The organism is Nitrosopumilus sp. (assembly GCF_025699125.1).
In the GTDB taxonomy this organism is placed as follows: Archaea; Thermoproteota; Nitrososphaeria; order Nitrososphaerales; family Nitrosopumilaceae; genus Nitrosopumilus.
Genome location: NZ_JAILWC010000001.1, coordinates 659862 through 672917, shown reverse-complemented (window position 1 = coordinate 672917; position 13056 = coordinate 659862). Strand labels below are relative to the sequence as shown.

The following is a 13056-nucleotide window of genomic DNA, read 5'->3' as shown; positions in this document are numbered from 1 at the left end:
AACCAATTGTTTATTTTAGATATGTTGTACCACTTTGAACTCCAAATGGCAGGAGTGATCTTGCTTACTGCAATGACTATCGGTGGAATTTCGCTGTGGCTTAAGCGAAGAAAACTCAACAAGGAATTACAAGAATCCGCAGAAGCCGATAACGCTCAAAATTTCTAATGCTGAACACCCTGTTATCTAATACATAAAATACTGTACTTTGATAGATATTTTGTTGAAATTAGTTATAGGAATAACTGGTAGTACTGGTGTAATCTATGGTATACGAATGCTGGAAACTCTCAAGAAATCAAATATTGAAACACATCTGATTATGTCTGAATGGGCTCAGAAATGCATTTCAATGGAAACTGATTATTCACTTGAATACGTAACGTCACTGGCAACAAGCATTTCGGACGAAAAAAACATGGCATCCAGTGTTTCAAGTGGAACACATAGAATTGATGGTATGATTGTTGCGCCATGTAGCATGAAGACTTTGGCAGCTATTGCAAATGGGTATGATGATACATTAATTGCAAGAGCTGCAGGTGTGACAATAAAAGAATCCAGAAAATTAATTTTAATGGTAAGGGAAACTCCGTTATCAGCAATCCATTTGGAAAACATGTTAAAGCTTTCTAGATTAGGAGTTGTAATATTGCCCCCTGTAACAGAATTTTACACAAAACCCAAATCCATTGATGATATTGTAAATCATGGTGTGGGAAAATGTCTGGACCAATTTGATGTAGAGCACGATTTATACCCTCGTTGGGGAACTTTCTAAATTACATTTGTCCGAGTTTACCTTAGAAAGAATTGTCAATACAAAACGCGAAGTTGTCTTTGATATTCTATCTAATTATGAAAATTATCAAAAATTAATCCCTCAACATTTTCCTTCAATCAGGGTTCGCTCAATTCGTGGGAATGTTGCAGTAGTTGAAGAGCATTTGAATCTTGGAGGGGAAGAAATGGTGATAATGTCAAAACATGTTTCTCAAGAACCTGCATTACATGAAATTTTTGTAATAGGTGGGGATGCTAAAGGCAGTCACATAAAACAACAATTTATTGAACATGCGGAAGGAACTAAAATATCAATTGATGTAAATTTGAAATTAAAAGGTAAAATGAAGATTGGTCAACTTTTTGGAAACAAAAAATATGAAGATAGCTATTCTAAAATTATTGATGATTTTCTAAAAACTGCTGAAACCTAGTCTGATTTTGTTTCTTTATCTTTGAGGTCTTTGAGTTCTTTTTCCCCTTCAATTTTCCCTTTCTCAAATTCTCCTTTAGCTTTACCAAAGGTTTTTGCAAGTTCTGGGATTTTCTTTGCACCAAAAATGAACACTACTGCAATAATGATGATAAAGATCCATTCTTGTCCAGCTATGAAATTGGATAATCCCATTCCTAACATGTTATTGTTATTTGATTAAATTTGGATTTAAGTGTTCAACTTTTTGCGTTCTTTGCGCTCAATTATTATCATGCCTACTAGATAAAGTGCAATCATTGGACCTGCGATGAACCACATTGTTACCCCACTTCCATCAGGAGTGATGACTGCACCAAATATCGTTATGATCACAATTGCATATCTGATATTCTTTCTCCAAAAATCTGAATCTACAATACCTGATACTGAAATTGCATACATTACTAGTGGTAGCTGAAAAGAAAATCCAAATGCAAGTAAAAACTGTAAAACAAATGTCACAAATTCTATAACATTAAGAAAAGTTACAAGTCCTGCAGATTCTCCATATCGATATAAAAAATCTAAGATGTATGGGATGACCAAATTGTAAGAAAACACACAACCTGTAATGAATAGGCCTAATGCTGGAAGAGTGATATTTCTGCTTACATGAATCTCATTTTCTTTTAATGCTGGTTTGATAAAACCTACTAGCTCTTTTACAATCACTGGCATCCCTACAACTATTCCTACCAGTGCCGCAATGTACACTTGAGCAAAGAAAGCCTGTCCCGGTGCAGTTTGAATTAGTTGAACATCTTCTGGAACAAGATTTGTTTTCATATGGTTGGTAATTTGTGCTGCAATGTTGTTTAGCGGATCTGGGGAGGGATAGTACATTGTAATTCCAGATATGTGAATTGGTTCTGCATGAAAAGTTAAGATGAATGCAGTAATGATTCCTATCACTAAAACAATCCTGAGAAGTCTTTTTCTTAGCTCTTCTAAGTGCTGGTTAATCCCATCCAATTCTGACATCGGATATCTTTGTGTTTTAAACTATATCAATCAAGTGGGGATTGGTAACAATTTTGCTTCTGGAAGCCCTGCCTCTTTTAGTTTTTCAGCAGTAATTCCCTCAAACTCTAAAGAAATTATTGCCTTGGTATTAAACTTCGATTCCATCTCCTTTGCCAATTCTGAAATGTCCTTAGCCGAGAAGATTTCTTTTGAATCTTTGAGGAATACTCTGTCTCCTTTTTCCATCTCTTTACCGTTAAATTTTCCTTGAAGGAAATTGGTGATTGATGGGAGCTCTTTTCTGTCAATATTGTTGTGATAATAACAAATCCCTCTTACTGATTCATAATCATATGCAGTACCATGTCTGTACATGAAAACACCTATGAATTTGGCCTCGTCATCAGGTTCTCTAACGCATTTTATTTCCCAATTAAGTAAGTTATTTTCATCATAAGCATATCCTCCTAATTCCTCAGAAGTAATCTTCCAATATCTCATTCTTCCTTTTGCCATTATATGATTCTCTAAAATCATCAGCTATAAATTCCAATATATGCAATGGATGCAAAAAATGACTTTTTTTATAAGTGATCAGAACCATGTCTGAATAATTGAATTGTAATTGTATTGATTGATCTATTTTCAAACATTAAAAAGAAATCATACTGTGGAAAAATCCTGTCTTGGGCAAATCCAATAATCTTAGTTTATTGTATGTGTTTATGCAACGGCAAATAGAATCCTGATTTTTTTCATGGTTATCTCTGCATCATTTTGGATGAAAATGGAATTTTTGCAAAAGATACATCCCATTCAAAAGAAGTTCTGAAAAACAAATCATTAATTGCAATTCACCCTTTTTCCATCTTGTCTTTACTGGGATTACATCAAATACATTAAAAAAATCTAAAGTAACCGATCCTGGGCTGGTCATATCTGCAACAATACAAGTCCTCAGAATCGGATACCTAACAAATATCCCAAAATAAGTATAAAAACACAAATTTATTCGGAAGATAGATTAACCTCATTTTCGATTTTTAAATTAATAATGCCTATTTTTGATGTTCATGTAACCATTGAAAATAAACCTGGCATGAGTGATCCCGAAGGCGATACAATTCTAAATGATCTGGTGCTAAAAGGAACTCACAAATCAGTTTCAAAAATCAAAACTGCAAAAATGTTGAAGTTTACTATTAAAGAAAAAGATAAGAAATCTGCTCAATCAAAAGTACAAGAAATTTGTGATGAATTACGAATTTACAATCCTATGGTGAGCAAAGTGACAATAGATGTCTTTGAAGCCTGATATTTTTCAAATTATGTAATTATTGCATTTTTTTCATGTTATCTTTGATTTGACTGGTAGCGATCAGGGATTTCATTCACATAAAACTTTTCTCAGACTCGATTCAAATTAAATATCTCTGAATCTAAAAACAATTGTGAAAGTTGGGGTTATAGTTTTTCCAGGTAGTAACTGTGATCGTGATATGTATCATGTTCTAACCGATGTCTTTAATCTTGACGCTCAATACTTTTGGCATGAAAAACCCCTTCCCAAAAATATTGATGCAGTAATTCTTCCAGGGGGCTTTTCTTATGGTGATCGACTTCGTGCAGGAGTAATCGCTGCTCATAGTCCAATTATAAAAGATGTCAAAAAATTGGCTGAGAAAGGGATCCCAATATTAGGTGTATGTAATGGATTTCAAATTTTAGTAGAATCTGGATTATTGCCAGGAGTTTTACTGAAAAATAAATCTCTTAATTTTATGTGTGAATGGACCAGTCTTATCGTAGAAAACAATACTACTCCATTTACGAATAAGTTTGAACTCCATCAAAAAATTCCAATTCCCATAGCAAATGGTGAAGGACGGTATTATGCAGACGATGTTGTGTTAAAACAATTAAAGAAAAAAAATCAAATTGTATTTAGATACAGTGATGTTGTAAATGGCTCTACAGATAGAATTGCAGGAGTGTGCAATGAAGATGAAAATGTTGTTGGGATGATGCCTCATCCAGAAAGAGCTGTTGAGCCAGAAATTAACCCAATTGATAACAAACCGTCTTCATTAATTTTTGAATCATTATTGGTAAAGATGGGTGTTAATAATTGAGTTTAGAATCCCATGAACTATCTGAATTAAAATCTAAAATTGGCAGGAATCCGACATCTACAGAACTTCAGATTGTATCTGCAGAATGGTCTGAGCACTGTTCTTACAAATCATCAAAAAAGCATCTCAAAATGTTACCCATGGCTGGACCATTAGTAATTAATGAAAAAGGATATGATTCTGGTGTTTTAGATGTTGGAGGTGGTTATGTAGTAACTGCACATATTGAAAGTCATAACCACCCTTCTGCTGTTGAACCTTTTGGTGGAGCCGCAACCGGTGTTGGCGGAGTAATACGCGATATTTTATCTGCTGGAACAAGACCTATTGCAATTTTTGATGGATTGCGATTTGGAAACATTGAGAAAGATCAACATGCTAGATGGCTTTTCAAAAATGCCGTTAGTGGTGTTGCAGCTTATGGCAATTGTTTGGGGATTCCAACAATTGGAGGTGAGGTTGAATTTGATGATTGTTATAAAAATTATGCACTAGTTGATGTTGCCGCAATCGGTTTTGGTAAAAAAGAAAATTTAATTAAAAATCATGCGAAAAAAGGTGATCTTGTAGTCTTGTTGGGTGGTTCTACCGGCAGAGATGGAATAGGCGGCTCTCAATTTGCTTCTGATTCATTAGAATCTGAAGATCGTTCAGCAGTACAAATTCCAGATCCTTTCATTGAAAAATTGATCATTGAGGCAATTTTGGAGGCTAGAAATGAGAAATTAATTCATGCTATGAAAGATCTTGGCGGTGGTGGGTTATCATGTGCAGTTTCCGAAACTGCCGATGCGCTAGATATTGGAATTGAGATGGATGTTAGAAAAGTCCACACCCGAGAATCTGACATGCATCCAGATGAAATTATGGTTTCTGAATCTCAAGAACGAATGCTAATTGTTACTGATAAAATTAAATTAAAAAAACTAGAATCTATTTGCAAAAAATTTCACATTGAATGTTCAGTAATTGGACATGTTACAACGGATAGTCAAATGCGTGTGAAGAAAGGTACAAAGATACTGGCAAATCTTCCCACTGATGTTGTTGCAAATGCGACATTATTGGATTTGCCATCAAAATACCCTGAATATCTTAAAACAATCGAGAATGAAAAGAAACTCAAATCAATATCTGATTATTCTAAAATTCTGATGAAATTGCTTGCATCTCCTAATATTGCAAGTAAGATTTGGGTTTATGGACAATATGATCATGAAGTTGGAATAAGAACTGTTGTAAAACCTGGCAGTGACGCATCTGTTTTAAGGTTAGATAATGGAAAATTTCTTTCTGCAAAAATTGATGGCAATCCAAAACATTGTTACATTAACCCAAGAGAAGGTGCAATAGGCTGTTTTGAAGAGGCATGCAGAAATGTTGTTTGCACTGGTGCAAAACCGATTGGAATGCTTGACCATCTTCAATTTGGAAACCCAAAAGATCCTGAAATATTTTGGACTTTTCTGGAATCGTTAAAAGGATTGACTGATTTTGCTAAATATTTTGAAATTCCTTGCGTTGGCGGAAAAGTTAGTCTCTACAACGAAACTCCTGCTGGACCCATAAAACCTACTCCTGTAATTGGTGTTTTAGGATTAATTGATAAAAAACCACTAGTGCCTCAAAAAATTTCTGAAAATGATTGCCTTGTAATAATTGGGGATACTAAAGATGAAATGGGAGGTTCTGAATATTTTGAATATGTTCACAACTTTATTGGGGGAAAATGTCCCGTAGTGGATTTTTCAGAATCAAAGAAAAATATGAATGCCGTATTGGATGCCATAGATGCCCAAATCCTAAAGTCTGTTCATGACTGCTCCAAAGGTGGACTTGCAGTAGCTGTGTCCGAATTATGTATGCAAAACATGATTGGCTGTAAAATATCTCTGGAAAAAATTCCGAGAGGTAAACTTGACGTTGACAGAACTCTATTTTCTGAAAGTCATTCTAGATATCTCTTAACTTTTGAGAAGAAAAATCTAAAAAAACTAGAAATTCTGTTAAAAAAGAACAAAGTCTCTTTCGAAATTATTGGGCACTTTGAAGGAGATAAAATTCAATTTGTGAATGGAACAAATTCTATCATTGATCTAAGAGTTGATAAAGCACAAAAAACTTGGTTAAATTCGTTAAGGGACTTGGTACTTCATGGTTAAAGAAAATTGTGGTGTTGTTGGAATTTTTAGTCTGAGTGGGACTAATGTTGTCCCAATGGTCATTGATGCACTAAGGGCACTTCAACACAGAGGACAAGAAGCATGGGGCTTGGCAATTCCAAACAAACCTCCGCTTAAACGGCTGGGATTGGTTTCTGGATCTTCCTCTGAATTCAAAAAAATAACTGAAGAATACTCTTCTCCAGCAGTAATAGGACATGTTCGTTATTCTACAATGGGACGAAGCTCGTTGGAAAATGCTCAACCTCTTAAAGTAAAGGATCTTTGTATTGCACATAATGGAACTATTGCAAATGTACAGGAATTGTCAAATCTAGTAGGTGGATGTTCGTTTACTCCCCAGAATGCAAGTGATACTCTTGTTGCAGCACAGCGACTAGTTGCACTAATCTCTGAGAACGGTCAAATGGGAAAAGCACTCTCAATTCTTAAAAATGAAATGGTTGGCTCTTATTGTTTTACATTTATCTCTGATGATAATTCAGTTTATGCAGCACGTGATCCAAAAGGCTTCCGTCCAATGGTTCTAGGATACAAAGAATCTGATGACACATACATTGTTGCATCTGAGTCTTCAGCAGTATCTGCAGTTGGAGCAAAACTTCAACGAAATGTAAATCCCGGCGAATTAATAAAATTAAGTAAAAATGGTTTGGAGACTGAACGCTTCTCTGATGATCTTACAAGAGCCCATTGTTCTTTTGAATTTACTTACTTTGCACATCCGTCCAGCAATATGGAGGGAACCAACATCTATGTTGCAAGAAAAAATATTGGCAGATTTTTGGCAAAAAAATTTCCAATACGTGATGCAGATTTAGTAATTCCTGTACCTGATTCTGCCAGACCTGCTGCATTAGGATATGCTCAAGAACTTGGTGTTTCATTTGATGAGGGTCTTCTAAAAGATAGATATAGCAAGAAAGGTCCATTACGCAGTTTTATAGAACCTCATCAATCAGACAGGATAGAAATCAATCGATGGATTATTCCAATCAGGGAAATCATTGAAGGCAAACACGTAGTTGTTATTGATGATAGTTTAGTTAGAGGTACAAGCTCCAAAGCAATCATTAAAGCATTACGTAGAGCGGGTGCTAGAAAAATCAGCATGGTAATAACATACCCTCCAATTAAATTTCCGTGTTATGCCGGAATTGATTTTCCATCACGAGAAGAACTTGCAACATTTTCCGATGGCAAAGAAATGAGTGATGTTGAAATTACTGAAATGGTTAGACAAAGTATAGGTGCTGATTTTTTGGGATACAATGATGCAGAAAATCTTGCAGCGGCTGTAGGCATTCCAAAAGATTCTATGTGTTTTACATGCTCCACTGGAAATTACGAGTCACTTGGAATAACTCCTGAATTCCGAAGTAGAGAAGAAATGAAGGGTGAATAAGTTGGAAACAGCTTTGGTTTTAGTAAAAAGTGAAATTAGTCATGAAATGGATGTCATGCGTCAACTTTTAAAAATTGATCAAGTCAAAGAGGCAAAGGGTACTTTTGGCCTTTATGATATTTTTGTAAAAATTGAGGCAAACTCTTCGTTGGAAATTGCAGATATCATTACAAGACAAATTAGAAAAATCCCATATGTGATATCTACTACAACTTTATCTGTGATACCTGAGCAAAATAAGAATTAATCTTGGAAATTTCTTTAAATATTGTATTTCTGAATTGATACTATGCAAGCAATATGGAATGATGTGGTAATTGCTGAAAGTGATAACACTGTAGTTGTTGAGGGAAATCATTATTTTCCATTTGCTTCTATCAAAAAAGAATATTTTGAAAAAACCGATCAAACATCCTTTTGTGGATGGAAAGGAATGGCAAACTACTACTCAGTAACTGTTAACGGTAAAACCAACAAGGATTGTGCTTGGTATTACGAGCAACCCAACGATGCGGCCATGAAAATAAAGGGAATGGTGGCATTTTGGAATGGCGTTAAAGTGATTGATTCCTAACTGGATGCTTGTTTAAAAAATACTATTTTAGAATGAAATTGTATTGGAAACAATGGTAATCGTTTAGGCCAATTTACTATTTCTGGTTAGTCTTAATTATTAGAAAAACAACCAATTATTCGTGAAACGGTATACTGTGATTATTGCAGTAGGTGTTAGTGGCATTGGAATAATGGCGCTAATATTTGGTATGGATATTCTAAAATTATCTGTCTCCACACAAGATTATGATGTTTTTGTTGATCCTATTTTAGACAAACAAAGCATGTTTGTAATGGGACGTGTAACTGTCCAAAACACTGGATTTTTGCCACTTACTAACGTTCATGTGAATTTTGGAGCTGGTGATACATTAGAGTTAGGAACGTTAAATGTTGGTGAAAAAATCATAGTTTCACCGCCATCCGACAATCCAATGGAATTTGTTATGATATCTGCAGATAATGGTATTTTCGTAAACAAAGCGTATCGTGAAATGCCTAAAATGGTTGGGATGATGGGCTCTTAGTTTTCCTAGCAGTTAAATCCAATAAAAATAATGTCTTATTGTTTGAAGTTTCTTACACGCGGTAAAGTAAAGGATCTGTATGACGTTGATGAAGATACCTTACTTTTCAAGTTCTCCGATAGAGTTTCGGCATTTGATGTCAAGTTCAAACAAGATATTCCTCGTAAAGGGGAAGTTTTGTGCAAATTTGCAGAATTTTGGTTTAACGAATTATCCGTACCAAACCATTTTGTTCGAAGAGAATCTGATACTGAAATTGTTGTAAAAAAAATGAAGATGTTGCCTATAGAATGTGTAGTTAGAGGTTATTTTTATGGCAGTCTTGTAAGCAGATGGAAACAAGGTGAGGTTTCTGTTCCAGAAGGAACCAACACAACACTTGCTGCACAACTACCTGAACCAATCTTTGATCCTACAACAAAGTCGGAACATGACATTCCCATCAATAAATCAAAAGCGTTGGATATGAACTTGGTAACTGAAGAACAATATGAGTGGCTAAAGAAAACTTCGATTGACATTTACAAAAAAATGGCTGCAATTGCAAATAATGCGGGTTTTATTTTGGCTGATTTGAAACTGGAATTCGGAATTTTAGATGGAAAAATTACTTTGGGTGATTCTATCGGCCCAGACGAGTATCGACTATGGCCAAAGGATTCCTATGAAATAGGAAAAATCCAAGAAGCATATGACAAACAGCTATTGCGGGATTGGTTAGTCGCTAATGGTTATCAGAAAAAATTTGATGATGAGCGTGATGCTGGACGGGAGCCAGTACCACCTGAAATTCCAGATGAAATCATCCAAAAAATGACTCAGAGATATGTTATTGCATATGAGAAGATAACTGGAAATACTCTTTAACCCTAGAATAATTGTTGAGTTATGGGAATTGAAGACAAAAAAGAAATTGAAACATTGATGAACATTGTGATTAACCAAATCCCCTCTTACACAAACATGATAAACTCTGAACATTGGGATGTGAATTTAGATGATTGTATTCTTGGAATGGTTTACCATTCTTTTGTTGTAAAGTCTACTGACTATCTAAATAACAAACGGATTGATAATAAACAAGAAACTAATGCAGAGTCTACTTTTGAAATGATGAATTTGATATCTGAAGTGTTCAATGATAGATTGGCAGATATTAAACAAGAGATAATCTCATCGTTGAACTCCTAGTCTACGCATAGTACCTTTCCTTCAACTCGAATTGTGTTTTTGACTATTCGCAAAATACTGTCATCGTCGCCGTTTTCTGACATATTTTTCTGGATTTCTCATTTTTCAATATTTTTTGAAAATTTTTAGACCGTTACAATAATTATTCTACTGATATCATATTCATTGTAGTGGTATCAAAATATTGTAATGGATTACAATATTCATTGTAGTGGTATAGCTTAATTTGATAGCGGTCCAATATTTATTAAAGTAAACAAAAATTGATGCGATTAGACAAAAAAATATGATACAAGGATCTTTTAGATCAGATTTGAAGGGTATTTTGTATGTCTACGTTGTTAGAAAAGCAAATCAAAGTTAATCGTATTGTTACGACAAGTATTGAACACGCACGTGCAATTGAAGACCCTGCACGGGCAAAAATTATGGAAATTTTATACCGTCAAGCATTATCTGCAGATCAAATTTCAACAGCTCTGAAAAAAACTGGGTACAAAAAAGCATTGACTACAGTTCGTCATCACCTGGAAATTCTGAAAGAATCTGGATTAGTTGAAATTGTTAGAATTGAGGAGTCTCGTGGCGCAATTACAAAATACTATAGTACATCAACAAAATTGTTAGATTTTCAAACTCCTGTGGACTTTGATTCCACGTATTCAAAGGTAATCACCAACACCTCTACAAAAATTGAAAAAATTCTAAAAGGATTGACGCCAAAAACTGCATCAAAAGGAAAAAAATCTGAAGACTATTCTCAATATTTGGTGATGGAAATCATGAATAGGGCAATGACTAATGTTCTTGAAAAATCTAATAAAAGATAGACAGCATTTGAAAATTGTTGTGAATAAATCAACAAATGCGATCATTTACTCCTCTAGTTTTCCTATGCATTTTCAAGAAAAAACCCCGAAAAAAACAAAAAAATTGAAAATGTTTACTACAACAACTGATCCTCCTTTGGTATGTGAAAAATGATTGATACAAAAGCAGTAAAGTTGTTTTCAGAAAAAAATCTCGTTTTCATTGCGACTGTTATGAAAGACGGTTCCCCACAAGTATCCCCTGTCTGGGCAAACTATGAAGATGGATATATTTTGATAAACACTGCAGAGGGAAGACTAAAACACAAAAATGTTTTACGTGATCCGAGGGTTGCAGTTTCTGTTGTATCTAGAGACAATCCTCTTGACATGACAACAATTCGCGGAACAGTTGAGGAATTGATTCCGGATTATGAATACAAACATGCGGATAAACTCACACAACAATACATGGGACGTGAACATTATCCCTTCAAACGTGATGGTGAAAAAAGAATCATACTGAAAATAAAACCAATCAAAGTTTTTGTCTTGCCTGAATTAAAGATGAATGAGTAACGATTTAGAATGTTTCTAAACTCGAAATTAGAAACATACTAAATCCAACATGTAAAATAAGAAAAAAGATAGTATAGACAGCTTAACGTCTTCGTTTAGCTGCCTTTCTCTTTGGAGCGGCTCTGCGTTTTGCTGCTGCCTTTCTCTTTGGAGCTGCTTTTTTAGCTGCAGTTCTTCTCTTTGGAGCGGCTCTGCGTTTTGCTGCTGCCTTTCTCTTTGGAGCTGCTTTTTTAGCTGCAGTTCTTCTCTTAGGTGCTGCCTTTCTCTTTGGAGCGGCTCTGCGTTTTGCTGCTGCCTTTCTCTTTGGAGCTGTCTTGCCAGCGTTCTTCCTTCGAGTTGCTGCTGCCTTTCTCTTACGAGCTGCTGCTGCTTTTAGTGCATCTGCTGCTGCTTTAGCTGCATTTCTCTTTCGAGTTCTTGCTGCTTTTTTAGCTGCTTCTGCTCTTTTGGCTTTGGATATTGCCATAACTTTTTGCGAAAATCATGTGTGTTATATGGTAAAAGTCATACATTACAACACAAACTATAGAAAAATTTGACACATTTTTTGCTTTACGATCAACAATTTCTTATGCAAACAACAGCTGTATCAACTGTTGATTGATCTTTTTGTGGTCGAATAATTATTTTGTATTTTTTTTCTTCATCAAATGGAATATCAAATTGAGTTGTTCTTTCAACCGGTTTGTTTGGCTCTAATGATTCTAGGAATAAGTCTTTAGAAGAAAACTCTCCGAATACTGCCTCATGTTTTTGATCTTTTTCATCAACAATGTAAAATTGCCCTCCCGAAAGGATTGTTTTTTCATCACTGGTGTTTTTAGCTGTGATTCCAATTTTTACAAATGTGTTTTCTGGCTTCATTTCTTTACTTCCTTCATGAGTTCCCTCAAATGTTATGGTGTATTCCACTGGACCTACCATTATTGGCTTTCCTGCAACTGCCTCGATGTAATTTGTTGTATATTGTGTATACATGTAATTTGCAACAACCATCGAAACTATGATGGCGCCGATCACAATAATTACGCCCATTCCTGCCATGAAATAACTCTGATTATTTTGATATATAGTTGAAACGCACCAAATAATGGCAAAAAGATATCCTATGTCCCCCTCTTTTTCAGCCAAATTTTTTGTTAAAAGCGCACATTTGTCATCTTGAGATTTGATGAATATTCGTGGTTTTTGAATATGTAATTGCCTAAATTCTTTGATCATAATATTGTCTGATTTTGATACTTTTTTGATCAAAATTTAGGGGGTTTAGCTTTTACGCACGACAATAAAACTTGGGGCATGATTAGATGGGAGATCTTGGTGGTTTGATGGTTGCATCTCATATTCAGGCACAAGTGTTACACCCCCCCTCAAAACGAGTACTTTTGAAAAAATCATCTTGTGACTAAATACACCATTTTTCAAGGGGGGTTTAACGCCTAGGCTTGATTTTG

Annotated in this window: 19 protein-coding genes; 14 read left to right on the top strand and 5 right to left on the bottom strand. The window is 35.0% G+C overall.

Annotation, left to right across the window (positions count from 1 at the left end; all coding sequences use genetic code 11):
• Positions 1-21 precede the first annotated feature (21 nt).
• From K5783_RS04140 to K5783_RS04130, 3 genes are read left to right on the top strand one after another with little or no spacing between them, the layout of a single operon-like run.
• Entirely contained in the window at positions 22-168 is a 147-nt protein-coding gene (locus tag K5783_RS04140; protein WP_297472259.1) for a hypothetical protein, read from the top strand.
• 55 nt (positions 169-223) lie between these two features.
• Entirely contained in the window at positions 224-781 is a 558-nt protein-coding gene (locus K5783_RS04135) for a UbiX family flavin prenyltransferase (protein ID WP_297472258.1), read from the top strand.
• Positions 782-788: 7 nt separating this feature from the next.
• The gene (locus tag K5783_RS04130; protein WP_297472257.1) at positions 789-1217 is read left to right on the top strand and encodes an SRPBCC family protein; all 429 of its coding nucleotides are present in this window, start codon (positions 789-791) and stop codon (positions 1215-1217) included.
• On the opposite strand, the gene K5783_RS04125 is transcribed toward K5783_RS04130, so the two are convergent.
• The 3 genes from K5783_RS04125 to K5783_RS04115 are packed head-to-tail and all read right to left on the bottom strand — an operon-like array spanning position 1214 to position 2737.
• On the bottom strand, positions 1214-1420 hold the full coding sequence (locus K5783_RS04125) for a twin-arginine translocase TatA/TatE family subunit (RefSeq protein WP_297472256.1): 207 nt from the start codon (positions 1418-1420) through the stop codon (positions 1214-1216). The two genes, K5783_RS04130 and K5783_RS04125, sit on opposite strands and share 4 nt — an antisense overlap.
• 27 nt (positions 1421-1447) lie before the next feature.
• The gene (gene tatC, locus K5783_RS04120; RefSeq protein WP_297472255.1) at positions 1448-2239 is read right to left on the bottom strand and encodes a twin-arginine translocase subunit TatC; all 792 of its coding nucleotides are present in this window, start codon (positions 2237-2239) and stop codon (positions 1448-1450) included.
• A 30-nt stretch (positions 2240-2269) separates the two neighbouring features.
• The gene (locus K5783_RS04115) at positions 2270-2737 is read right to left on the bottom strand and encodes a hypothetical protein (protein WP_297472254.1); all 468 of its coding nucleotides are present in this window, start codon (positions 2735-2737) and stop codon (positions 2270-2272) included.
• 538 nt (positions 2738-3275) lie between these two features.
• Here K5783_RS04115 and purS point away from each other — a divergent pair.
• From purS to K5783_RS04060, 11 genes are all read left to right on the top strand, one after another.
• Positions 3276-3536 (top strand): phosphoribosylformylglycinamidine synthase subunit PurS, encoded by a 261-nt coding sequence (gene purS / locus K5783_RS04110; protein ID WP_109875933.1) that lies wholly within the window; start codon positions 3276-3278, stop codon positions 3534-3536.
• 136 nt (positions 3537-3672) lie between these two features.
• Complete coding sequence (gene purQ, locus K5783_RS04105) at positions 3673-4353, top strand: phosphoribosylformylglycinamidine synthase subunit PurQ (RefSeq protein WP_297472253.1); 681 nt, start codon at positions 3673-3675, stop codon at positions 4351-4353.
• Positions 4350-6515 carry a phosphoribosylformylglycinamidine synthase subunit PurL gene (gene purL, locus K5783_RS04100; RefSeq protein WP_297472252.1) on the top strand — a complete coding sequence of 722 codons (2166 nt, stop codon included), beginning with the start codon at positions 4350-4352 and terminating at the stop codon, positions 6513-6515. The genes purQ and purL overlap by 4 nt, the downstream gene beginning before the upstream one ends.
• Positions 6508-7941: an amidophosphoribosyltransferase gene (locus K5783_RS04095; protein ID WP_297472251.1), complete on the top strand. Its 1434-nt coding sequence runs from the start codon at positions 6508-6510 to the stop codon at positions 7939-7941. Before purL ends, K5783_RS04095 begins: the two co-directional genes overlap by 8 nt.
• A gap of 1 nt (position 7942) precedes the next feature.
• Positions 7943-8188 carry an Lrp/AsnC ligand binding domain-containing protein gene (locus K5783_RS04090; RefSeq protein WP_297472250.1) on the top strand — a complete coding sequence of 82 codons (246 nt, stop codon included), beginning with the start codon at positions 7943-7945 and terminating at the stop codon, positions 8186-8188.
• A gap of 42 nt (positions 8189-8230) precedes the next feature.
• On the top strand, positions 8231-8515 hold the full coding sequence (locus K5783_RS04085; protein WP_297472249.1) for a DUF427 domain-containing protein: 285 nt from the start codon (positions 8231-8233) through the stop codon (positions 8513-8515).
• 121 nt (positions 8516-8636) lie between these two features.
• The gene (locus tag K5783_RS04080) at positions 8637-9023 is read left to right on the top strand and encodes a hypothetical protein (RefSeq protein ID WP_297472248.1); all 387 of its coding nucleotides are present in this window, start codon (positions 8637-8639) and stop codon (positions 9021-9023) included.
• Between the two features lie 42 nt (positions 9024-9065).
• A complete protein-coding gene (gene purC / locus K5783_RS04075; protein WP_297472247.1) occupies positions 9066-9890 on the top strand; it encodes a phosphoribosylaminoimidazolesuccinocarboxamide synthase in 825 nt (274 codons plus the stop codon).
• A gap of 21 nt (positions 9891-9911) precedes the next feature.
• Entirely contained in the window at positions 9912-10214 is a 303-nt protein-coding gene (locus K5783_RS04070; protein ID WP_297472246.1) for a hypothetical protein, read from the top strand.
• 329 nt (positions 10215-10543) lie between these two features.
• Positions 10544-11044 (top strand): winged helix-turn-helix domain-containing protein, encoded by a 501-nt coding sequence (locus tag K5783_RS04065; protein ID WP_297472245.1) that lies wholly within the window; start codon positions 10544-10546, stop codon positions 11042-11044.
• A gap of 153 nt (positions 11045-11197) precedes the next feature.
• Positions 11198-11602, top strand: a complete 405-nt coding sequence (locus K5783_RS04060; RefSeq protein ID WP_297472709.1) for a PPOX class F420-dependent oxidoreductase — start codon at positions 11198-11200, stop codon at positions 11600-11602.
• 82 nt (positions 11603-11684) lie between these two features.
• On the opposite strand, the gene K5783_RS04055 is transcribed toward K5783_RS04060, so the two are convergent.
• Together K5783_RS04055 and K5783_RS04050 are read right to left on the bottom strand one after the other, a co-directional pair.
• The gene (locus K5783_RS04055; protein WP_297472244.1) at positions 11685-12068 is read right to left on the bottom strand and encodes a hypothetical protein; all 384 of its coding nucleotides are present in this window, start codon (positions 12066-12068) and stop codon (positions 11685-11687) included.
• 92 nt (positions 12069-12160) lie between these two features.
• Positions 12161-12646 carry a DUF4352 domain-containing protein gene (locus K5783_RS04050; RefSeq protein WP_297472707.1) on the bottom strand — a complete coding sequence of 162 codons (486 nt, stop codon included), beginning with the start codon at positions 12644-12646 and terminating at the stop codon, positions 12161-12163.
• Positions 12647-13056 lie beyond the last annotated feature (410 nt).